This window comes from Flavobacterium sp. (genome assembly GCF_035299005.1).
Taxonomy (GTDB): domain Bacteria; phylum Bacteroidota; class Bacteroidia; order Flavobacteriales; family Flavobacteriaceae; genus Flavobacterium.
In genome coordinates this window covers 372,633-395,220 of sequence record NZ_DATGXL010000014.1, presented here as the reverse complement: position 1 = coordinate 395,220, position 22,588 = coordinate 372,633, and the positions used below count along the sequence as shown (strand labels likewise).

Annotated in this window: 21 protein-coding genes; 14 read left to right on the top strand and 7 right to left on the bottom strand. The window is 29.1% G+C overall.

Annotated elements, in window-relative coordinates; all coding sequences use genetic code 11:
• Window position 1: 1 nt before the first annotated feature.
• The 6 genes from VK164_RS10685 to VK164_RS10660 all read left to right on the top strand — a co-directional run bounded on the left by VK164_RS10685 (window position 2) and on the right by VK164_RS10660 (window position 6,150).
• Window positions 2–769, top strand: a complete 768-nt coding sequence (locus VK164_RS10685; protein ID WP_324209332.1) for a GIN domain-containing protein — start codon at window positions 2–4, stop codon at window positions 767–769.
• A gap of 3 nt (window positions 770–772) precedes the next feature.
• A complete protein-coding gene (locus VK164_RS10680) occupies window positions 773–1,834 on the top strand; it encodes an NAD-dependent epimerase/dehydratase family protein (RefSeq protein ID WP_324209331.1) in 1,062 nt (353 codons plus the stop codon).
• Between the two features lies 1 nt (window position 1,835).
• Window positions 1,836–3,743: a hypothetical protein gene (locus VK164_RS10675; RefSeq protein WP_324209330.1), complete on the top strand. Its 1,908-nt coding sequence runs from the start codon at window positions 1,836–1,838 to the stop codon at window positions 3,741–3,743.
• 1 nt (window position 3,744) lies between these two features.
• Window positions 3,745–4,803 carry an NAD-dependent epimerase/dehydratase family protein gene (locus VK164_RS10670; protein ID WP_324209329.1) on the top strand — a complete coding sequence of 353 codons (1,059 nt, stop codon included), beginning with the start codon at window positions 3,745–3,747 and terminating at the stop codon, window positions 4,801–4,803.
• A 2-nt stretch (window positions 4,804–4,805) separates the two neighbouring features.
• Complete coding sequence (locus tag VK164_RS10665) at window positions 4,806–5,540, top strand: glycosyltransferase family 2 protein (RefSeq protein WP_324209328.1); 735 nt, start codon at window positions 4,806–4,808, stop codon at window positions 5,538–5,540.
• Window positions 5,541–5,604: 64 nt separating this feature from the next.
• Complete coding sequence (locus tag VK164_RS10660; RefSeq protein ID WP_324209327.1) at window positions 5,605–6,150, top strand: hypothetical protein; 546 nt, start codon at window positions 5,605–5,607, stop codon at window positions 6,148–6,150.
• A gap of 14 nt (window positions 6,151–6,164) precedes the next feature.
• Here VK164_RS10660 and VK164_RS10655 read toward each other — a convergent pair whose 3' ends face one another.
• The 5 genes from VK164_RS10655 to gmd are packed head-to-tail and all read right to left on the bottom strand — an operon-like array spanning window position 6,165 to window position 11,431.
• Window positions 6,165–6,932 (bottom strand): glycosyltransferase family 2 protein, encoded by a 768-nt coding sequence (locus tag VK164_RS10655; protein ID WP_324209326.1) that lies wholly within the window; start codon window positions 6,930–6,932, stop codon window positions 6,165–6,167.
• On the bottom strand, window positions 6,925–8,253 hold the full coding sequence (locus VK164_RS10650) for an MATE family efflux transporter (RefSeq protein ID WP_324209325.1): 1,329 nt from the start codon (window positions 8,251–8,253) through the stop codon (window positions 6,925–6,927). Before VK164_RS10650 ends, VK164_RS10655 begins: the two co-directional genes overlap by 8 nt.
• Entirely contained in the window at window positions 8,253–9,413 is a 1,161-nt protein-coding gene (locus VK164_RS10645; protein ID WP_324209324.1) for a DegT/DnrJ/EryC1/StrS family aminotransferase, read from the bottom strand. The genes VK164_RS10650 and VK164_RS10645 overlap by 1 nt, the downstream gene beginning before the upstream one ends.
• Window positions 9,406–10,332, bottom strand: coding sequence for a GDP-L-fucose synthase (locus VK164_RS10640; protein ID WP_324209323.1), 927 nt, complete (start codon window positions 10,330–10,332; stop codon window positions 9,406–9,408). The genes VK164_RS10645 and VK164_RS10640 overlap by 8 nt, the downstream gene beginning before the upstream one ends.
• Before the next feature lie 13 nt (window positions 10,333–10,345).
• A complete protein-coding gene (gmd, locus tag VK164_RS10635) occupies window positions 10,346–11,431 on the bottom strand; it encodes a GDP-mannose 4,6-dehydratase (protein ID WP_324209322.1) in 1,086 nt (361 codons plus the stop codon).
• Between the two features lie 113 nt (window positions 11,432–11,544).
• On the opposite strand from gmd, the gene VK164_RS10630 reads away from it, so the two are divergent.
• The 7 genes from VK164_RS10630 to VK164_RS10600 are packed head-to-tail and all read left to right on the top strand — an operon-like array spanning window position 11,545 to window position 19,492.
• Complete coding sequence (locus VK164_RS10630; protein ID WP_324209321.1) at window positions 11,545–12,810, top strand: O-antigen ligase family protein; 1,266 nt, start codon at window positions 11,545–11,547, stop codon at window positions 12,808–12,810.
• Window positions 12,810–13,961: a glycosyltransferase family 4 protein gene (locus VK164_RS10625; protein WP_324209320.1), complete on the top strand. Its 1,152-nt coding sequence runs from the start codon at window positions 12,810–12,812 to the stop codon at window positions 13,959–13,961. Before VK164_RS10630 ends, VK164_RS10625 begins: the two co-directional genes overlap by 1 nt.
• Before the next feature lie 58 nt (window positions 13,962–14,019).
• Window positions 14,020–15,126 carry a DUF1972 domain-containing protein gene (locus VK164_RS10620; RefSeq protein ID WP_324209319.1) on the top strand — a complete coding sequence of 369 codons (1,107 nt, stop codon included), beginning with the start codon at window positions 14,020–14,022 and terminating at the stop codon, window positions 15,124–15,126.
• Entirely contained in the window at window positions 15,068–16,402 is a 1,335-nt protein-coding gene (locus VK164_RS10615) for an O-antigen ligase family protein (protein ID WP_324209318.1), read from the top strand. Before VK164_RS10620 ends, VK164_RS10615 begins: the two co-directional genes overlap by 59 nt.
• Before the next feature lies 1 nt (window position 16,403).
• Window positions 16,404–17,387 (top strand): UDP-glucuronic acid decarboxylase family protein, encoded by a 984-nt coding sequence (locus VK164_RS10610; protein ID WP_324209317.1) that lies wholly within the window; start codon window positions 16,404–16,406, stop codon window positions 17,385–17,387.
• Window positions 17,388–18,740, top strand: coding sequence for an undecaprenyl-phosphate glucose phosphotransferase (locus tag VK164_RS10605; protein WP_324209316.1), 1,353 nt, complete (start codon window positions 17,388–17,390; stop codon window positions 18,738–18,740).
• Complete coding sequence (locus VK164_RS10600) at window positions 18,740–19,492, top strand: glycosyltransferase family 2 protein (RefSeq protein ID WP_324209315.1); 753 nt, start codon at window positions 18,740–18,742, stop codon at window positions 19,490–19,492. The genes VK164_RS10605 and VK164_RS10600 overlap by 1 nt, the downstream gene beginning before the upstream one ends.
• 103 nt (window positions 19,493–19,595) lie before the next feature.
• Here the strand turns inward: VK164_RS10600 and VK164_RS10595 are convergent, their stop codons facing one another.
• Window positions 19,596–20,906: a phenylacetate--CoA ligase family protein gene (locus VK164_RS10595; protein ID WP_324209314.1), complete on the bottom strand. Its 1,311-nt coding sequence runs from the start codon at window positions 20,904–20,906 to the stop codon at window positions 19,596–19,598.
• A gap of 112 nt (window positions 20,907–21,018) precedes the next feature.
• Between VK164_RS10595 and purD the strand changes: the two genes are divergently transcribed.
• Window positions 21,019–22,290, top strand: a complete 1,272-nt coding sequence (gene purD, locus VK164_RS10590; RefSeq protein ID WP_324209313.1) for a phosphoribosylamine--glycine ligase — start codon at window positions 21,019–21,021, stop codon at window positions 22,288–22,290.
• A gap of 22 nt (window positions 22,291–22,312) precedes the next feature.
• On the opposite strand, the gene VK164_RS10585 is transcribed toward purD, so the two are convergent.
• Window positions 22,313–22,543 (bottom strand): DUF6341 family protein, encoded by a 231-nt coding sequence (locus VK164_RS10585; RefSeq protein WP_324209312.1) that lies wholly within the window; start codon window positions 22,541–22,543, stop codon window positions 22,313–22,315.
• Between the last annotated feature and the right edge of the window lie 45 nt (window positions 22,544–22,588).

Sequence of the window (22,588 nt, the reverse complement as noted above, 5' to 3'; positions counted from 1 at the left end):
TATGAGAAAAAGTGTTTTAAATATAATTATTTTTTGTGGCCTATTTTTGGTTACAAGTTGTGGTATTTCTGAAGATTGTTTCAAAGGAAATGGCACTCAGATTACACAAACGTTTCCGTTAGAAAATTTCTCCAAAATAAAAGTGTATGATGGAGTAGGTTTGGTTGTAAAAGAAGGTCCTAGTTATGAAGTTAAAGTGAAAACATCTGACAATATTATTGACAACATAGATGTGAAGTTAGAAGGCAATATGTTAGTAGTTAAAGACAATTCTTCTTGTAATATTGCTCGCGATTATGGACAAACTACTGTTTATGTAACGGTTCCAGATGGTACGGTTTTACCGTTAATTCAAGAATTAGAATTACATTGTAAAACAGAACAAAAAATACAGTCAGACGGTGTTTTACATTCGCCAATCATTCGTTTGTTTTCAATTGATGTTTCTGATGGAGCTGGAACGGGTGATTTTTACATCACGGTTGATAATGGACAATTGGTAGTAGAAAATAATAATGTTTCTAACTTTTATATCACAGGACATAGTAATGAAATGTTGTTGAATTTTTATTTTGGGAATGGTCGTTTTTATGGAGAACAATTACATGCAGAAATTATAAAAATTTACCAAAGAGGTTCAAATGATATGTTTGTATATCCTGTTCAAAAAATAGAAGGGACGATTTTTGCCACTGGAAATGTTATTTTAAAAAATGTACCTCTTATTGTTAATGTAGAAGAGGTTTATACTGGACGAGTAATTTATTAAAAGATGAAAATAGTAATAACTGGCGGAGCAGGATTTGTAGGTTCGACTTTATGTTTGCAATTAAAAACAAAGTACCCAAATTACGAAATTGTTGCTTTTGATAATTTAAAAAGAAGAGGGTCAGAATTGAATCTTATAGATTTTCAAAAAAATGCTATTGGTTTTATTCATGGCGATATTAGGAATAATGAAGATTTACAATCATTAGGTAATTTTGACGTATTAATTGAAGCATCTGCAGAACCATCTGTTACAGCAGGACTAGATTCAGACCCAACTTATGTGATTAATAATAATTTATACGGTTCGATAAATTGTTTTAATGCTTGTGTCAAAAACAATGCAAAATTAATTTTCCTTTCTACCAGTAGAGTTTATCCTATTGAAACGATTGAAAGGGCTTTATTTATAGAGGAGCAAACAAAATTTTTGTTTACAGATAATCAAAATATTACTGGAATTTCATCAAAAGGAATTTCTGAGGAGTTATCATTAGAAGGTGCACGTTCTTTTTACGGAACAACAAAATTAAGTTCGGAGTTATTTATTCATGAATATGCGGCATTTTATGGTTTAAAAGCAGCTGTTACTAGGTTTGGAGTTATTGCAGGACCTAGACAAATGGGAAAAACAGACCAAGGGGTTGTTACGTTATGGATGGCAAAACATTATTGGAACCAATCTTTAAAGTATATTGGCTATGGTGGAAAAGGTAAACAAGTTAGAGATTTGCTACATGTTGATGATCTAGTTGAGTTAATTGATTATCAAATTCATAATATTGAGAAATTTATTGGCAAAGTATATAATGTTGGAGGAGGTTTGAAGAACAGTGCTTCGTTACAAGAAATGACTGATATTTGTCAGAAAATCTCGGGAAATAAAATTCAAATAGATGAAGTTGTAGAAACCAGAACAGCCGATTTAAGAATTTACATTACCGATAACTCTAAGATAGAAAATGAAATCGGTTGGAAACCAAAGAAATCGGTTGAAGATATTTTTAAAGATATTTATCTTTGGATTAAAAAGAACGAAAAACAATTAGAATCAATATTAAAGTAATATGGATTTAAATAAAACACATATTTTTTCAAAAAATATACTTTACCTGTTAATCGCTATTTTATTAACATACGTTATTTTTCCAACTTTTTTTATCACTGGACTTTATCCTATTTCTACTGATAATTATTTTTGGAATTCACTTGACCCTTCTTGGTCATTAGCATTAAAATATAGTGGAAATTTAAATTTAATTTGGGGAAAAGATGTTGCATTTACCTATGGTCCTCTATCTTATTTGATTATTAAAAATGGTTGGGGAGCAAGTAGATGGAGTCTTTTATTTTTTGATATTTTTTATTATCTAAATTTTACAATAATTTTTTATTTAAGTCTTAGAAATTATGTTAACAAAATAGCGGTTACTTTAATTGTTGTTTTGTTAACAGCAATTATTCCTGCTTATCCAAATGGTGGCGCAGCTTTAGTTTTACTTTTATTTTTGGCATTTTGGATTTATAGAAATTTAAAAGCTATTCAAAACATAAACTATGCATTTCAGATAGCTATAATAATATTCCTTTTTTATATAAAATTTAATACTGGACTTATATCATTTGTCTTGTTTTATACAGGCATCATTTATTTATTAATTTTTAAAAAAGAGCAAATAAAAAGAGCTTTGTTTTTTTCAATTTTACCCTTAATAATAATTTATTTACTATCATATCAACTGAACGTTTCATTAAAAGAATACATAATTTCAGGATATCATATAGTATCAGGATATAACGATATTATGTATTTAAATGATCCATCTAGAAATTATTTGTTATTTTGTGCATTAGCTTTTATACTACTAACAATATTTTTTTTGTTATTCCAATTTTTCCCTTTCAAAAAGGAGTTCTTTTTTGAAAATCTATTTAAGTTAGGCATTTTTGCTATTTGTATTTTTATAATATACAAACAAGCATTTGTTAGGGCAGACATACAACACATTTTAGATTTTTTTAAGTACAGCTTGTTATTAATAATATGTATACCAGATTTTACAAACTATAAATTAAAGAGCATACAAACTGTTATATTATTTGGTTTAATTGCAGTGGTTTTATTTGTTGGTTTCAAAGAAAATGAAATTTCATTTGATAAATATTTTTCTAAACTAAATAAAGAAAAGTATTTTAAAACCTTCGTTAATTTTGATGAAGAATCTAAAAGTAAGTTAATACCCAATAACAATGCTTTACCAATTGAAATATTAAATAAGATTGGCAAAAATACGGTTGATGTCTTTCCTTGGAATATTCATTTATTATTAGAAAATAACTTAAATTATTTACCTCGACCTGTTTTACAGTCGTATTCATGTTATGATAAATATTTACAAGATTTAAATTTTAATCATTACAATTCTGAAAACGCACCAAAATTTGTCTTGTTAGATTATGAGGCTATAGATTTAAGATATCCTTTTTATGATGAAGTTAAAACTAATGTTGTTTTGATAAAAAATTATAAAGTTTCAGATACATTACTTCACAATCAAAGAAAGATGTTGTTACTTGAGAGAAAAGAAAATGTTAAACCTATTAAATTCATAAAAATAGATGAATATGCTATGATTTTGAATGATGCGATTGTTGTAAAAAAAGATGTTTTTTATGAAATAGAAGCATATTCTTCTTTAAAAGGTAAATTTTCTTCTATTATTAGATATGCTCCAGAGATTAATCTTGAAATTCACACAAAGACTAGTATTTTTCAAGGTAGAACATCATTATCAATGTTAAAAGCAGGGATTTTTTCACCATATTATATTAAAGACATAGAAGACTTTAGAAAACTAATTAAACAAGAAAATCTTCCAAAAGATAAAATGATTAATGCTTTTTATTTGAAAGCATTTGATACAGATAATTTTAAAGATAAAATAAAAATAACAGAATATAAAATAACTCAATAACATGAATATTTGTATAATAACTGGTTCTTCAGGATTAATAGGTAGTGAATCTGTAACTTTTTTTGCTGAAAAATTTGATAAGATTATTGGGATTGATAATAACATGCGTCAAGTGTTTTTTGGAAAAAACGCCTCTACGGAATGGAATACCCAAAAGTTAGTTAAAGAGGTACTGAATTTTGAACATTATGCAATTGACATTAGAAACCATGAAGAGCTTCAAAAAGTTTTTTCAAAGTATAATTCAGACATCAAATTAATTGTTCATACAGCAGCACAACCGAGTCATGATTGGGCGGCTAGAGAACCGCTAACAGATTTTACAATAAATGCAAACGGAACACTTAATATGTTAGAAATGACAAGGCAGTATTGTCCTGAAGCAACATTTATATTTACTTCTACTAATAAAGTTTATGGAGATACCCCAAATTATTTACCATTAATTGAATTAGATAAACGATGGGAAATAGATGAATCCCATTCTTATTTTAAAGAAGGGATAGATGAAAAAATGAGTATCGATCAAACTAAGCATTCTTTATTTGGTGCTTCTAAAGTAGCAGCAGATGTTTTAGTTCAAGAATATGGAAAGTATTTTGGAATGAACACAGGTGTATTTAGAGGGGGGTGTTTAACCGGACCTAATCATTCGGGAACACAGCTACATGGATTTTTATCTTATTTAATGAAATGTGCTATAACTGGAGAAAAGTATACTGTTTTTGGATATAGAGGTAAACAAGTAAGAGATAATATTCATAGTTGGGACTTAGTAAATATGTTTTGGCATTTTTATCAGAACCCTCGTCAAGGAGAAGTATACAATGCGGGAGGTGGACGTTACTCAAATTGTTCTATGGCAGAGGCAATAGAAATGTGTGAAAAAATTACTGGAAAACCAATGAATTATGAATATTCAGAGACAAATCGAATAGGAGATCACATTTGGTGGATTAGTGATGTATCAAAGTTTAAATCACACTATCCCGATTGGAATTGGAAATTCAATATAAACGATATTCTTACACAAATACATCAAGCTACAATTTGTAAATAATAATGAAACTTAGCATTGTAATACCGGCCTACAACGAAGAAGAATCTATTACAGAAACAATAGACCAAATTGAAGAAGCTTTTTCTAAAGTAAACATTAATCATGAAATTTTCATTATTAATGATAATTCTAAAGATAATACTCTTCAGGTTTTAGAAAAACTGGCTCAAAAATATCCCTCATTAAAATATGAAACCAATCATGGTCCTAATGGTTTTGGATATGCGGTTCGTTATGGATTAGAAAGATATTCTGGAGATTGCGTTGCAGTAATGATGGCTGATTTGTCAGATTCTCCTTACGATTTAATTCGTTATTACACTGCTATGGTTGAAGGAAATTATGATTGTGTTTTCGGAAGTCGATTCATTAAAGGAGGTAAAGTTATTGATTATCCTTTAGTAAAGAAAGTAATTAATCGAATTGCTAATTTTATAATTAGAATGGTGATGCGAATTAATTATAATGATACTACTAATGCATTCAAATTGTATAAAAGAGAAGTTATCGATGGAGTTAAACCTATTTTGTCTCCTCATTTTAACTTAACAATTGAATTACCTTTAAAAGCGATTATTAGAGGATACTCTTATACTGTTGTTCCAAATTCATGGACAAATAGAAAATTTGGTGTGTCTAAATTAAAGATAAAGGAAATGGGAAGTCGCTATTTCTTTATTTTAGTATATTGCTTTGTTGAAAAATATTTTTCAAGAGGTGATTTTAAAAGAAAATAGATTTTTTTTTTAAAATATTATTTTGTTAAATAAAAATATTACTTTTGTCAAAAAAATACATAGAATGAAAGCAAAATTTATAATGTTATTTGTTTTATTTACATCAATATTTGTTGGGTGTAAAGATGAAAAGTCTGTTGATGAATTAAAGGTAAAGGAGTCAACAGTTGAAACAGATGGGTTTAAAATTAATTTTAGAGCTGTTGTAAATGAAGATGATGAATTTCATTTATTTTATACAGAAGATGGTTCTGATGCGTTTAATGGAGAAAACTTATTAAAAGTACAAAAGAAAAGCGCTAAAACCCCTCAAGATATAACTTTCATTTTTCCAGAAGATGCTGCACCTATGAATATAAGATTAGATCTTGGAAATAATGAAAAACAAGGGGTTGTTAAGTTTGATGAAATGATTCTTGAATACAAAGGGAAAAAGTTCCAAGTAGAAGGAGCTAAAATTTTCAAATATTTTTTCCCAAATAATTTTGTCGAATTTGACACAATTAATTCTCAGGCAAAAATCAAGGTTTTACCAGAAACTCATTATGATCCTATAATGGTTGCAAATGATGAAATGAAACTTGAAATTCAAAAATTATATAAAAAATAAGGAGCAAAAGCTCCTTATTTTTTTACAATTAAATTAATATAACATTTCATAAAAGTTATAAAATGATTTAAATAAATTTTTGGTTTATTTTCATATTTATAGAAGAGCCTTACTTTTAAAGCCTCACTCAAAGCCTTGTTTATCTGATTACTTACTCCATTATTTTCCATTTTTGCAGTAACCTCATTAAAAAAGGCTGGAATTATTATATTTTTAGATCGAATATAAAAATCTAAATCACCAACAATTTTATAATCTGTAGAAAAATTTCCGATATGCTCAAATAAATCTTTTTTATGAAAAGAACCAACTTGAGCAATATCCATATTTTTTATAAGATTAGCCCAATTAAACATTTTACCTATAGTTTTAATGCTGTTTCCTTTATTATCAATTATAATTACTCTTGAGGAAATATAATTAGTGTTTTTAGATGATTTATTTATCTCATTAGAGTAAAGAGATAAAGCATTTTCTAGATAATAATCATCGGATCCTATAAAACTTATCCACTCACCTTTTGCTAATTTAATACCTTTGTTCCATGCATCATAGATGCCTTTATCTGGTTCTGAAATGAATTTATAAGTAATGTTTTTCTCTATAAATTTCGATTCAAATGATTTAATAATGTCTAATGTAGCATCCTTAGAATTCCCATCGATAATGATGTATTCATAATTAGTATAGGTTTGATTTAACAGAGACGCTATAGTTTTAGAAATAGTTCTTTCGCTATTAAAGCTTGCTGTTATTACTGAAAAAAAAGGAGTATTATTCATTTATCATTTTATTGATTACAATAGAAGATTCAATCTTAAAATATACAGCCCAAAGTAACATAAAAAATAATAACTGTAAAAATATTCCATATAATCCAAACCCGTTTTTTAATAAAAACATAGTTAATGGAATTTTAATGACTGCGGTTAAACCCATAACTACTATTTGACTTTTTAATCGATTTATGCCATTAAAAAAATTCGCATAAAAGGTGAAGTATATTCTAAACAGCACAATAAACATCATTAAAATCAAGTAATTTATATCGATATAAGAGCTTATTTCATTACCAACCCAAAATTGAACTAAATAGTTAGAGAGTATTGTAAAAAAGATTAGGCAAATAAAAATAATGAAATATATTTTTTGGAATCTTTGAAAAGTAGACTTAAACCAAAGAAATTGTTTTTCGTGAAATTTTTTAGAAAAAAAAGGCCAAAATGATGCTAATCCAGAGATTATAATCAATAGTGGTAGTTGATATAAACGATTTAAAATATCAAATACAGAAACATCTTTTGGGCTACAATAGGAGGCGATAAAATAAGGGTCAGAAAAAAAAATTACCACCATAAAAACTTGTATGATCATAAATTTAATTCCATTATTGAAAATTTCTTTAGAAATATGAGAATTGAATTTTTGAAAAAGTATAGGCTTATAGTTGTTTTTTCTAAAGAATAAATATAAAAACACACCATTAATAAAAGTGGTATTAACGCCATTTAACAAAGTAATGGTTAAGAGTTTTTTTTCAATAGATATCGAATTATAGAAAATAAAAACAATTCCAATCGTTATAAAAAAAAATAACTGAGTAATGGTTGATGATAATTCTGAAACTTTAGGATTTAAGACACCAATATACAGTGATTTATTAATCGACAACACAAAGTTTATACAGAAAAAAACAGCATTTAAAAAAAATAACTTTTTGGTAAAAAAAAGGTCTAAATCAATATTGAAAACGGTGTTTATATTAAAAAAAAAGATAAAAAATACACAGATAAATAATAATACTAAAGCAATAAGAACTGTAATTTTTATTGATTCGGCGATAAAATTATTAATCTGACTTTCCTTTTTTTTTGAAATTAATTCAGGAATTTTTGATTTTAAAACATTTGAAACTCCAAAATCAAAATATAAGCCCCATTGGAAAAAGCTAAAAACCAACACCCAAATACCATAACCTGTATTTCCAAGATATCTAACTAAAAACGAAATAGAAATAAACATAAAAAAACCTGTCAAGCCTTTAAAAATAGCACTTTGTGCCGCTTGGCTTGACAAATTATTTAATATTTTTTGTAATATCATTATGATAACACTTTATACAAATGCTTAATTTCTTCCGTTAAGTCAATTTGGTGATTGCCTACAAAGAAACCATTTTTGTCTAAATATTGTGCATTTTTCATTTCACCAAAAATTTCACAATCAAAGTATTTCAATACTTCATTTTTAGTGAAATCGCCTGTAACGATTGGACGACAATCGATGTGATTTTCTTCTAATGCTTTTACAATATCTGAACGGTTTAGTTTAGATTCGGGTTTAATGATAAAGCTGAATCCAAACCAACTGCTGTTGTCGATATCTTTTTGAATGTAAAAATCTTTGTTATCTTTAAATAAAGAAACAAATAATTCCGCATTCTTTCTTCTTTGGTCTAAAAAAGAAGGTAATTTTTTCAATTGTTCCACACCGATCACACCACTCATTTCAACCGGACGCACGTTGTAACCAGGTAATAAAAAACGAAACGATTCTTCAAACCAATTATCACTTTTGTTAGAGATTTTATTTTCTTTTGGTAAATGACGCGTCCAACCATGTGCTCTTAAGCAGACCATTACGTGATACATTTCTTCGTCATCGGTTACAATTAATCCACCTTCCATGGTTGCCATATGATGCGAAAAGAATGTAGAAAAAGTTCCAACTAAACCAAAAGTTCCGGTTTGTTTTCCTTTAAATTCCGCTCCCATTGATTCACAATTATCCTCCATTAAAATGATATCTTTAGAGCCTATGATATCTTTTATAGCATCAAAATTATTAGGGTTACCCAAAAGGTTTACCGCTAAAATCATTTTAGTATTATCAGTAACCGCTAATTTCAATTGGTTTAAATCAAAATTCAATGTATGTAAATCAACATCTACAAACTTTAATTTTAAACCATATTGGTATAGTGGATAATAAGTTGTTGACCAAGAAACTGCCGGTACAATTACTTCATCTCCTCTTTTTAATTTTGGATTTTTAGTATAAAACATAGCGGCAACTGCAATTAAATTAGCAGATGAGCCCGAATTTACCATAACCGCGTATTTTGAATTGACAAATTTTGCAAAATCATCTTCAAATTGTTTTACGCCTTCGCCCATTGTGTACATGTCTTTTGCGATAACACCATTGATGGCTTCTATTTCTTTTTCATCCCAAGTAGAGGATGCTAATGGATATTTAATCATGTAAAACCGATGTTTTAAAGTATTCAACTGTTTTTTTAATTCCTTCTTCTAAGGAGGTCTGATGTTGCCAACCAAATTGCTTCAGTTTCGTATCACCAATTAATTTTTGTTTCATTCCGATTGGTTTTGACAAATCGTGAACAAATTTTCCTTCAAAACCAATCGTCTTGGCAATGGTTTGATAATATTCGTTAATGGTATAATCAAATCCTAATCCCACATTTATATTTTGTGGCATTTGGTCAAATTTTTCTAAAGCATAAAATACAAAGTCGGCCAAATCTCCTGTGTACATGAATTCTCTTCGGGCTAAACCATCGCCCCAAATATCAATTTCAGTAGCGTTGTTTTGTTTAGCTTCATAAATTTTCTTTATTACCGCCGGAACCATATGTGAATGTTCGGGTGAAAACTTATCGTATTTTCCATATAAATTACATGGAATAACAGTTTTGTATTGCAATGTTGGATTTTCTTTTACAATGTATTCACACAAACGCGTAGCGACAACTTTTGCAATAGCATAGCCTTCATTTGTAGGTTCTAATTCACCTTTTAAAATTAACTCTTCTTGCAATGGATTTTGCGCTTCACGCGGATACATACAAGAACTGGCCATATTCATAAACCCTTTGATGCCGTTTTCTTTAGCCGCCATGATGATGTTTCTTCCCATGTCTAAATTGAAAACTAGGAAATCTACAGGTCTTACCATATTAGCTTGAATTCCGCCTACTAAACCTGCAGAATGGATGATAAAATCAGGTTGGTTTTTTTTTAGATAAGCATCAACTGCGTTATAATCTCGTAAATTCAGTTCAGCACTTGATGGTGATAATAAGATGTGCTGAGTTGCTTTTGGATGTTCCAAAATATTTCTACCCACCATACCATTACCGCCTGTAACTAATATTTTCATAGGGAAAGTATAGTTATTCGTATTTTTTTAATGAATCTCTATCTTTAAAACGAACAACATAGTTTAAATCGTGTTGCATCATGATTTTAACTAATCCTTCGATAGAAGTGCGACTTGGATTCCAACCTAATTGTGTTCTTGCTTTTGTTGGGTCACCTAATAAACTTTCAACTTCAGCTGGTCTGTAATAGTTAGGATCAACTTCAATCAATGTTTTACCAGTTGCCTTACAAATTCCTCTTTCGTTTTCGTTTTCACCTTGCCATTCTAATTCAATGCCAGCTTCTTTAAATGCTAATTCACAAAAATAACGTACAGAATATTGAATACCAGTTGCAATTACATAATCTTCAGGTTGTTCTTGTTGTAGCATTAACCACATGCATTCTACATAGTCTTTTGCATAACCCCAATCGCGCATAGCGTTAAGGTTTCCTAAGTATAATTTTTCTTGAATACCATGTTTAATTCTTGAAGCTGAAAGCGTAATTTTTCTAGTTACAAAAGTTTCACCTCTTCTTTCTGATTCATGGTTGAATAAAATTCCGTTTACAGCATAAATTCCATATGATTCTCTATAATTTTTGGTAATCCAAAAAGCGTAAATTTTTGCGACTCCATAAGGAGAACGTGGATAAAAAGGAGTAGTTTCTTTTTGAGGAACTTCTTGTACTTTTCCGTATAATTCAGAAGTAGAAGCCTGATATATTTTAGTTTTTTTAGTTAATCCACAAATTCTGATTGCTTCTAACAAACGTAACGTTCCAACAGCATCGGTTTCTGCGGTATATTCTGGCATATCAAAAGACACTTTTACGTGCGATTGCGCTGCTAAATTATATACTTCGTCAGGTTGAATTTCTTGTACTAAACGAATTAAGCTAGTAGAATCAGTCATGTCACCATAATGCAGATGGATTTTTTTATCTTTATGTAAGTCTTGAATTAATGATTCTATATATAGATGTTCTATTCTTTCGGTATTAAACGTAGAACTTCTTCTGATGATTCCGTGAACTTCATACCCTTTTTCTAACAGTAACTCAGCTAGATAAGATCCATCTTGTCCATTAATTCCAGTGATTAAGGCTTTTTTCATTGTAGGCAAAAAAAATTAATAGTTACAAATATATGCCTTAAATAGTAAATGTATAATTTTTAGCAATATATTTTGTTTAATTGAGTTATATTTGGGATGTAAAAAATGATGTTTTGATTCCAAAAAAATATATCTCAATAACTTTATTTGTAGTTGTTTTATTGTGTGAAATTTATCTTCCGTCTTATAAAGTAAATTTTGCATTACAATTTTTAGTATTAGGTAGTTTATTATTAACTAGTAACATTGCAATTTCTAAAAGAATAATAAATAATCTTTTCCCTTTAATTTTAATATTCGGAATTGGATTATTTGGTTTTATCAATAGCAAACACAATCTTGGTTTTATAATTAAAGACATAACCTATTTTTTAAAACCGGTTAATGCAATTTTATTGAGTTATTTGATTTTTAAGAAGATAAAAGATGTTTCTTTATTTTTAAGAGTAATTTTATTTATTGGCTGTTTGACTGCTTTTATTCATTTGTTTGGAATTTTTATTTTAGGTGATTTTGCAAACGATTCAATTAACAACATAAGAGGTGATTTTGGATTAGATAATTTTATAGAAGTTTTTGCTTTTTATTTTTTATTATTTTCAAAGAAATATTTTGGTAAATCTTTGATTGAAAATAGAATTCTTCAAATCTTTGTTTTAGGAGTTTTACTCGCTTCAATTTATTTATATTTCTCAAGAACAATGCTTGTCATTATGTTTTTAATAGGTTTTTCGATGTTAGGATATGCTAAAATCACAAAAAAAACTTTGGTTTTTATAGGCTTTTCATTTGCTTTTATTTCATTATTATATATTTATTTATTTTCTGTAAAACTTGATCGTAATTCAAAAGGAGTTGAAGCATTTTTATATAAAATTAAAATTGCACCAGAAGAAATTTTTAAAACAAAAATAGATAGAGAAAATCACAAGGAACTTTGGGATCACTGGAGGGGATATGAAGCTAATAGAGCATTTGAATTAATGAAAGAAAACCCGTCAAGCTATATAATTGGTGCAGGGTATGGTTCTTTAGTAAATTTAAAATTCAAGGCTCCATTAGGAAATGAGGACATGAAATATATCTCGAGATTACATAATGGGTATGTTTTTGTTTTTTATAAAACAGGAATTTTTGGCTTAATATTAATTTTGATTTTTTTAATCAGACTATATTTAAATATTTATAGATTCAACGCAAACAATCTTAATCAATTATTTGTAAATAGGTTAATTTCGTCAATTGGAATATTTTATCTTTTCACAACATTGATTATTAGTGGTATTTACATACCAAGAGACGCAATAATTTTTATTCTTGGAGGATTGTTAAGTTTTGACACCTATAGAAAGAGTACGGATAAAATAACTGAGCAATAATGAAAAGCATCCTTTTTGTTCATCAATCTGCAGAATTGTATGGTTCAGATAAAACATTATTATTATTATTAAAACATATTAATAAGCAAAAGTTTTGTCCTATTGTAGTTTTACCTAATGATGGTCCGTTAAAAAAAGAATTAGAAAAAGAAAACATTGAGGTATTTATAACGCCTGTTATAAAATTACACCGAAAAATGTTTACTCCCACAAATCTTTTATTGCTATTAAATCATTTTAGACAAGGTTTTTCAACGTTAAATAAATTGCATAAAAAATATCGATTTGAAATTATTTATTCAAACACTTTAGCGGTTTTAATAGGCTTTTTATTTGCTAGGATAAAAGGAATAAAGCATATTTGGCATGTGCATGAAATAATAGAATCACCTAAATTAGTTTCAAAAATTTTCAGTTTTTTAATAAGCAGAAGAAGCAATTTTTTCACAATATATAATTCAAAAGCAACCGCAATTTTTTGGGAATCTTTTTTTGGAGAAAGAAAAAATTACATTATAGTTAGTAATGGTTTAGAAATCCAATCAAACAATATTACTACAAATGAAATAGAATTGATTAGAAAAAAAATGTTTGAAGTAGAGGATGAAATCGTAATAGGTTTAGTAGGTAGAATAAACAGATGGAAAGGACAATTTATGTTATTAGAAGCTTTTAATGATTTAATAAAAAAGCATTCTAATTTAAAATTAATTTTTGTTGGTTCTACAACAGATAATCAACAACATATTATAAATGAATTAAATTCGAAAATTCAGAAGTATCAAATTGAAAAAAATGTAAAAATAATTCCATTTCAATCAAATATTAATTCCATTTGGAAGGCAATAGATATTGCAGTAGTTCCTTCAATTGAGCCGGAACCATTTGGATTAGTGGCAGTAGAGGCAATGTTAGCTTCAAAACCAGTTGTTGCTTCAAATCATGGAGGCTTGACAGAAATAATTGACCATCAACAAACAGGATTTTTAATTGAACCAAATAATATTCAAGAGTTAATCAATGCAATAGAAAAGTTGATTAACGACAAAAAGTTGAGATTAGATATGGGACAAAAAGGTTATAAAAGAGCTGCTGAAGAGTTTTCTATTCAAAAGCATGTTTCAAAAATTGAAAAAGTTCTTGCAGATTGAGTTTTAAGCCTTAAAATATCTTAAAAAGTTTATATTTGTCCTTGTTAATGTAAACCAAATGAGAATTGGAATTTTAGGAACGCGAGGAATACCAAATTATTATGGTGGTTTTGAGCAATTTGCAGAATTTTTTGCTACGTATGCCGCAAGTCAAGGACATGAGGTGTATGTTTACAATTCCCATAGTCATCCTTATCAAGAAAAGCAATTCAGAGGTGTGAATATTGTGCATTGCTATGATCCTGAAAATAAAATAGGAACTGTTGGTCAGTTTATTTATGACTTAAATTGTATTAGAGACGCCAGAAAAAGAGATTTTGATATTATTCTTCAATTGGGCTATACCAGTAGCTCTGTTTGGTTTTCATTACATCCAAAAAACGCCATTGTGATTACCAACATGGATGGTTTAGAGTGGAAAAGAACAAAATATTCTAAAAAAGTGCAAAAAGCACTTCAAGTTGCTGAAAGATTAGCTGTTAAAAAAAGTGACTTTTTGATTGCAGATTCTATAGGAATTCAAAAGTATATCAAAGAAAAACATCAAAAAGAAAGCACTTATATAGCTTACGGAGCTCATAATTTTGATAATCCAACACTAGAAATTTTAAAAGAATATCATGTTGAAGAAGGGAATTACAATATGATAATGGCTCGATTTGAGCCTGAAAACAATTTAGATATGGTGTTAGAAGGAGTTGCTTTGACAGATGAAAAAATACCTATTCTAGTTATTGGAAACTATCTTACAAAATATGGAGCGTATTTAAAAAACAAATTTTCTAGTTTTGAACACATTCGATTTATTGGAGCTGTTTATGATTTAGAACATTTAAATAACCTTCGTTATTTTTCAAACATATATTTTCATGGACATACTGTAGGAGGAACTAATCCTTCGTTATTAGAAGCAATGGCTTCAAAGGCTTTAATAGTCGCACATAATAATGATTTTAACAAAGGAGTTCTACAAGAAAATGCCTTTTATTTTTCATCTGCAGAAGAAGTTAAAAAAATCTTAAATACAATTAAAAAAAGTAATAACTTGCAATTCGTACAAAACAATTTTGAAGCAATTGCAAAATCGTTTAATTGGGAAAAGATAAATGAGCAATATTTACAACTTTTTGAACAGTGTTTGGCTGGAAATTCTAACAGAAAATAAACAAAATAAAGCGTTTATTCCTTTTCTGTTTTTATTGATTACTTTGCCAATTTCAATGGGTTTAAACAATATTTTACTAGGAATATTTGTAGTAACATCATTTTTTTATGGTAGAAAAATAAACAATAAAATTTCTTTAATTATATTGTTTCCAATGCTTTTGTTTTTATGGATGTCATTGTCCTATTTTTGGTCGATTGATGTACAACGAACGCTTCAGGCAATACCAAAAGAAATTGCTTTTTTATTAATTCCAATTGCTTTTTGGTTAATACCAACATTTTCAAGCGAACAAAAAACAAAAATAATTAAGTTTTACAGCTATACAATGACACTATATGTGGTTTATTATTTAGTTAGAGCAGTTGTTCGATTTGTACTAACAAAAGACATTAGTGTTTTCTTTTATCACGGACCAGACAATGACACAGACACGGGCCTAGTGCCAAGGTTATTAAACGCAATTCATTTTTCTGTTTATGTTGCAATTGCCTTTTTTTATTTTTTTATAAAAGAACACAAATCAAAACTTGAACAACTAATAGCTACACTTCTTTTTGTGTTTGTTATCTTATTGTCTTCCAAAAATATTATTGTAATTTTTGTGTTGTTGGTTTTGATTCAGGTATTTTTTTATTCAAAGATTGCAAATAGACTTCGTTTAAGAAATCTGACAATTCTTCTACTTTTATTAGGTTTTGTCATTTCGTTTGGAAAAATTAAAGAGCGATTTTTAGTAGAATTTAGAACGAATTCCGACAAAGGGATTTCACACAATGTTGCTTTAAATAAAGAGAAAGGAATAAACAATATAAGTATTGCCGATGCTTGGACAAAAGAAAAATTTCATCCAGCAGATTATTTTCCTGGCACAGCATTTAGAGTATATCAATTTAGAATGTTTACAGAGTTTTTAAACGAAGAACCTATTTTTTTAAAAGGATTTGGATTAAATGCTTCTTTAAATAAATTGTTAGAAAAAGAAAAAAAGTATAACCTATACCCAGGTTATGGGACGTTTAATTTTCATAATCAATATGTGCAAAACTTTGCCGAATTAGGACTTATTGGGTTTTTATTATTAATGGTAATTTTATTTATAAACACTAAAATTGCTTTTAAAAGCAAAGATTTTATACATATTGCTTTTGCGATTCTAATGATAAGCTTATTTTTGACGGAATCTTTTTTGTGGAGACAAAGAGGTGTTTTGTTTTTTATACTTTTTTATTGTCTTTTCAATATAAAAGTTAACCCCCAATTAGAAAAAAAATAAAATGAAAAGAATATTAATTACAGGTGCTGCAGGATTTTTAGGTTCTCACCTTTGCGATAGATTTATTAAAGAAGGATATTATGTTATAGGAATGGATAACCTAATAACAGGTGATTTAAAAAATATTGAACATCTTTTTAAGGATAAGAATTTTGAATTTTATCATCATGATATTACGAAGTTTGTACATGTTCCTGGTAAATTAGATTACATTTTACATTTTGCATCCCCAGCAAGCCCAATCGATTATTTAAAAATTCCAATTCAAACCCTAAAAGTTGGGTCATTAGGAACACACAATTTATTAGGCTTAGCACGTGTAAAAAACGCTAGAATTCTTATTGCTTCAACTTCTGAAGTGTATGGAGATCCATTAGTACACCCACAAACAGAAGAATATTATGGAAATGTAAACACCATTGGCCCAAGAGGTGTTTATGACGAAGCAAAACGCTTTCAGGAGTCTATAACCATGGCTTACCACACTTTTCACGGAGTAGAAACTAGAATTGTTCGTATTTTTAACACGTATGGACCAAGAATGCGATTAAATGATGGTCGTGTAATTCCAGCATTTATTGGGCAAGCACTTCGTGGAGAGGATTTAACTATTTTTGGAGATGGAAGCCAAACACGTTCATTTTGTTATGTAGATGATCAAGTGGAAGGCATTTATAGATTATTACATTCTGATTATCATTTACCAGTAAATATTGGAAATCCAGATGAAATTACCATTAAAGATTTTGCAGAAGAAATAATAAAACTAACAGGAACCAATCAAAAGGTAGTATACCATCCACTTCCCGTTAATGATCCTATGCAAAGACAACCAGACACTACAAAAGCTAAAGAAATTTTAGGTTGGGAAGCAAAAGTATCCAGATCTGAAGGCATGAAAATTACGTATGAGTATTTTAAAACACTTTCTTCGGAAGAGTTATTAAAAGAAGAACATAAGGATTTCACTAAATACATTCATTAATTGAAAAATAAAACCGGAAGATACTCAGGTTATATTAGACCCATAATAATATTTTTAGATTTATTAATTGTAAATCTAATGGTATTATTATGCATGCGTTCTGCTATGAGTAATTTTGGTTACCATACTATTTTATCTATTTTTTGGTTAATTATTTCTTATTATTCTGGATACTACGAAGTTTATAGATTTAGTAAAGGGGTTGAAATATTCGGAAAATTATTAAAACAGTTTTTCTTTATTGGTTTAATAACTTTTGCTTACGTGGGTTACAAATACAAATATGTAACTACTGATGAAGTTTGGCTTTATATATTCTGGTCTTTTCTTTTGGTTGGATTATTAAAATTTTCAATTTTTTTCTTATTAAAAAAATACCGCCTTTTATATGGTGGAAATCATAGAAATGTTATTGTTGTAGGACATGGAAAAAGTGTTGATGAGTTAAAGGATTTCTTCACAAATAACCCAGATTATGGATACAATCTAGTGCATATTTTCGATTTAAAAGTAAATAAAAAAGCAGAATTAATAGAATGTAGAGATTTTGTTGTTAAGAACAAAATAGATGAAATTTACGCATCAATAAATACTTTAACTAATAATGAAATCGATAATTTAATTCATTTTGCTGACAATAGTTTAAAAACAATTAAATTTTTACCAGACAGTAAGAACACCTTTTTAAGAAACTTAGCTGTTGAGTATTATGATTATATACCAATTATATCACTTAGAACAATTCCCTTAGATAAAGAAGTGAATAAGAGGTTAAAACGAATTTTTGATATTATTTTTTCTTTATTAATAGTTGTTTTTTTATTATCATGGTTAACTCCAATAATCGCTCTTTTTATTTTAATAGAATCAAAAGGACCAATCTTTTTTAAGCAAAAAAGAAATGGGTTAAATTATGAAGAGTTCTATTGTTATAAATTTCGCTCTATGCACTTGAATCCTATAGCTGATTTAGAACAAGTTCAAAAAAACGATCCAAGAATTACTAAAATAGGAAAGTTTATAAGAAAAACAAGTATTGATGAGTTGCCGCAATTTTTCAATGTACTATTGGGAGATATGTCTGTAGTTGGTCCGAGACCTCACATGGTAAGTCATACAGAAATGTATGCTAAAAGTGTTGATAAATTCATGGTAAGACATTTTATAAAACCAGGAATTACTGGATTAGCTCAAACCAACGGATTTAGAGGTGAGGTTGAGACAGAAAAAGACATTATTAATAGAGTAAAATATGATATTTTTTATTTAGAGAATTGGTCGATTTTACTTGACATTAAAATTATCTTTGCAACAGTGGTAAACGCTATAAAAGGCGAGAAGAAAGCGTATTAATGAATGCTTTAGTTTCCATAATCACACCGTCTTATAATTCTGCAAAATTTATTGTTGAAACGATACATTCGGTACAAAATCAAACCTATTCAAATTGGGAAATGATTATTGTGGATGATGGTTCTTCTGATGAAACAGAAACGGTTATTTTATCCATAATGCAAAATGATAAACGCATTCAATTTCATAAATTAAGTCAAAATTCTGGCCCAGCCGTTGCCCGAAATACCGCAATTGAAAAAGCTTCTGGAGATTATATGACGTTTATTGATGCCGATGATATCTGGTTCCCAACTTTCATTGAAAACAATATCAAAACCATTCATAAAACAGGAATTCCGTTTGTGTTTTCGTCTTATAAAAGAGCCAATGAACAATTAGAATTTGTGTATTCTGATTTTATTGTTCCTCAGAAAGTTTCTTATACCGACATTTTAAAATCCAATTCAATAAGTTGTTTGACAGCTTTTATTGATATTAAAAAATTGGGTAAAAAATATATGCCACTCATCCGAAAACGCCAAGACATGGGATTGTGGTTGAATTATTTAAAAGTGATTCCATTCGCACACGGAATTCAAGAAACTCAAGCGATTTACCGAATCAGAGAAAACTCACTTTCCCGAAAAAAATCGGATTTAATCAAATACCAATGGCAATTTTATAGAGAAGTTGAAAAATTGAATGTCTTTCAATCCACCTATTATATGTTGCATTGGATGTATCGCGGTTTTATGAAGTACAGAAATTAGTTTTCCAGCCACGGATTAAAAGATTAAAAGGATTTTCTATGTTTTTATGTAAAGTTAATCGACTTACATTTTTTCTTAAAACTAAGTGACTATGTGTTTAATTTCAAAGCATCGACTGAAATTGCTTCAATTTTCCTCTTTTTGTTCGTTCTAAAACTTCTTTTCGGTTGTAGGTGAAATGCAAACCAGGTTCTAAATATTTCGCAATCGCTTTTTCAATTTCCTGAATTTGTTCCGAAGTCAATTCCACCGAACTCACATAATCAATTTCAAAACTATCCAATTTGGTCTGACGAACGATAAATTCTTTCACGTTTCCATCGTCTTCAATAATGCTTTTGGTTACGTAGTAAAAGGTTAATCCAGGTGATTTTTTTCCACTTGGTAAAAGTGCCACATCGCTGGTTCTTCCAATTAATTTTTTTAGAATGGGTTTTTTCAACGTGCTTTTTTCATCCAAAATTCCAACATCGCCAATTTCATAACGAATAAACGGATGCGATTTATTATACAACGAAGTAATTACCACTTTTCCTTCTTTTCCATACGGAACCGGTTGATTATTTTCATCCAAAATTTCCACAAATATGGTTTCTGAATTCACTTGCCATTCGTCTTTCGGATTTTGAAAAGCAATTAAATCTAATTCTGAAGCACCATATTCATTCACAACTGGAATTCCTAAATGTTTTTCCAATAAAATTTTATCTTCTTCAAACAACATTTCCGAAGTCACCATGCAAACTTTCAACGTTGGGCAAACATCGGTTAAAATGATATTTCGGACTTGTAAATATTTTCCAAAAAGCACAATCGAACTCGTGTAACCATTGATATAATCAAACTTTTTGGTTTTAAAATGTTCCAAAACACTATCTAATATTTTATCCGATAGATCAAAAATTGGAAAACGATATCGCTTACTCAAAAAGTCTTTCAAACGTTCTTTTCTGTACCCAATAAAATCCAATGGAATTCCGTAGAATCGGGCTTGATACGACGAATTGAAATCAACACCATACCAACCAAATCGATGAATAATCGAAGCCCAAGTTATCGCATGTGCCTCTTTGTCTTTCGCGAAAACAAATGGATCACCACTCGACCCCGAAGTTTTATTTATAAAAACAGTTTTTTCTGAATAGCCTTTTGAAAGTCGATTTTTTAAAGGTTTTTGTAAATCTTTTTTGGTGAGAACAGGTAATTCGTTCCAATTTTCAATTTTTTTTTCCCCAACTAAATCCTGATAAAAAGTGTTGTTTTTCAAATGAAATTCCACAATTTCTCGCTTTTTAGTTTCGAGATAAATAGGATAATCTGTTTCTGAAATTTGTAGAATTTTCTCAAAATCAGCCTGAGCTTTCACAATAGGAAAACCGCTTAATTTTAAAGAAAGATGAAACAAGTTGAGCATTCGTTGGAATTTATCCAAAAGTAATAAATCTGAAAATAATCTTTCTTCTTTTTTCTTTTTTCTTTCTTCTTAAGAAATAGTACTTTTGCCTCACAACATAACAACATACAAAATGACTATTTTACTACTTGGTTCTGGCGGTCGCGAACACGCACTGGCTTGGAAAATGCTTCAATCTTCAAAATGTACTTCTCTTTTTGTTGCCCCTGGAAATGCAGGAACAGCATCGATTGCAAAAAATGTGGATTTAAATCCAAATAATTTTGATGCCGTTAAAGCTTTTGTTTTACAAGAAAAAGTAGAAATGGTTGTGGTTGGACCAGAAGATCCATTGGTTTTAGGAATTTATGATTTCTTTAAAAATGATGCAGAAATTAATCATATTCCAGTAATTGGACCATCAAAAGTGGGAGCACAATTAGAAGGAAGTAAAGAATTCGCTAAAGAATTTTTAGTAAAACACAATATTCCAACCGCTCGCTATGAAAGTTTCACCAAAGAAACAGTGGAGCAAGGCTGCCAGTTTTTAGAGACTTTAGAGGCGCCATACGTTTTAAAAGCTGATGGATTAGCAGCGGGAAAGGGAGTTTTAATTATATCCGATTTAGAAGAAGCAAAAACAGAGTTGAGAAATATGTTGGTGGGTGCTAAGTTTGGACAAGCAAGTTCAAAAGTAGTTATCGAAGAATTCTTAGATGGAATTGAATTAAGTTGTTTCGTTTTAACCGACGGAAAATCATATAAAGTATTACCAACAGCAAAAGATTACAAACGAATTGGAGAAGGTGATACAGGATTAAACACAGGTGGAATGGGAGCCGTATCTCCGGTACCATTTGCGGATGCAGTTTTATTAGAAAAAATCGAAACGCGAATTGTAAATCCTACTATTTCAGGTTTACAAAAAGACGGAATTGAATACAAAGGATTTGTTTTCATCGGATTAATCAACGTGAAAGGAGAACCAATGGTTATCGAATACAATGTTCGTATGGGCGATCCAGAAACGGAAGTAGTTATGCCAAGGTTGAAAAGTGATTTAGTCGAAATTTTTGAAGCCATAGCAAACCAAGAATTAGATAAAATTACTTTGGAGATTGATGAAAGAGCCGCTACAACTATTATGGTAGTTTCAGGCGGATATCCAGAAGACTATGAAAAAGGAAAAGAGATTTTTGGATTAGAAAACATTACAGATTCTATTCCATTTCATGCGGGAACAAAATTAGAAAACGGGAAAGTAGTTACTAATGGAGGTCGCGTAATTGCTGTAACTTCGTACGGAAATGACTTTCAGGAAGCCATAAAAAAATCTTATCAAAGTATAGCAAAGCTACAATTTGATAAGATGTATTATAGAACAGATATTGGTAAGGATTTATAATTCTTACCAATAGCTATTAAAATTATTTTAAAAACGAATGTGCAGTCGTGTCTTGCTCGTCTTCGTTGTTTGCTTTAAAAATGTTTAATTGTTTAATCCAATAGGTCATGGCAACACAACAAACAATGATAAATAACCAGTTTATTACATTTGCAGTCCACCAGTTAGTTAATTCTAATTTTCTGAACATATCCATTGGAACAAATAAGAAGTCAACAAAAAGACTCGCAATTCCTTCAAAAAATGATTTCATTTTGATAAAGTATTATATTTACACCACAAAAATATAAAATATTCG

Coding starts and splice junctions, on each gene's coding strand:
- VK164_RS10625 (WP_324209320.1), top strand. CDS start 12,810: ATGAAAAGCATCCTTTTTGTTCATCAATCTGCAGAATTGTATGGTTCA.
- VK164_RS10680 (WP_324209331.1), top strand. CDS start 773: ATGAAAATAGTAATAACTGGCGGAGCAGGATTTGTAGGTTCGACTTTA.
- VK164_RS10650 (WP_324209325.1), bottom strand. CDS start 8,253: ATGATATTACAAAAAATATTAAATAATTTGTCAAGCCAAGCGGCACAA.
- VK164_RS10595 (WP_324209314.1), bottom strand. CDS start 20,906: ATGCTCAACTTGTTTCATCTTTCTTTAAAATTAAGCGGTTTTCCTATT.
- VK164_RS10670 (WP_324209329.1), top strand. CDS start 3,745: ATGAATATTTGTATAATAACTGGTTCTTCAGGATTAATAGGTAGTGAA.
- VK164_RS10675 (WP_324209330.1), top strand. CDS start 1,836: ATGGATTTAAATAAAACACATATTTTTTCAAAAAATATACTTTACCTG.
- VK164_RS10645 (WP_324209324.1), bottom strand. CDS start 9,413: ATGATTAAATATCCATTAGCATCCTCTACTTGGGATGAAAAAGAAATA.
- VK164_RS10615 (WP_324209318.1), top strand. CDS start 15,068: ATGAGCAATATTTACAACTTTTTGAACAGTGTTTGGCTGGAAATTCTA.
- VK164_RS10685 (WP_324209332.1), top strand. CDS start 2: ATGAGAAAAAGTGTTTTAAATATAATTATTTTTTGTGGCCTATTTTTG.
- VK164_RS10655 (WP_324209326.1), bottom strand. CDS start 6,932: ATGAATAATACTCCTTTTTTTTCAGTAATAACAGCAAGCTTTAATAGC.
- VK164_RS10585 (WP_324209312.1), bottom strand. CDS start 22,543: ATGAAATCATTTTTTGAAGGAATTGCGAGTCTTTTTGTTGACTTCTTA.
- VK164_RS10660 (WP_324209327.1), top strand. CDS start 5,605: ATGAAAGCAAAATTTATAATGTTATTTGTTTTATTTACATCAATATTT.
- purD (WP_324209313.1), top strand. CDS start 21,019: ATGACTATTTTACTACTTGGTTCTGGCGGTCGCGAACACGCACTGGCT.
- gmd (WP_324209322.1), bottom strand. CDS start 11,431: ATGAAAAAAGCCTTAATCACTGGAATTAATGGACAAGATGGATCTTAT.
- VK164_RS10640 (WP_324209323.1), bottom strand. CDS start 10,332: ATGAAAATATTAGTTACAGGCGGTAATGGTATGGTGGGTAGAAATATT.
- VK164_RS10610 (WP_324209317.1), top strand. CDS start 16,404: ATGAAAAGAATATTAATTACAGGTGCTGCAGGATTTTTAGGTTCTCAC.
- VK164_RS10665 (WP_324209328.1), top strand. CDS start 4,806: ATGAAACTTAGCATTGTAATACCGGCCTACAACGAAGAAGAATCTATT.
- VK164_RS10600 (WP_324209315.1), top strand. CDS start 18,740: ATGAATGCTTTAGTTTCCATAATCACACCGTCTTATAATTCTGCAAAA.
- VK164_RS10620 (WP_324209319.1), top strand. CDS start 14,020: ATGAGAATTGGAATTTTAGGAACGCGAGGAATACCAAATTATTATGGT.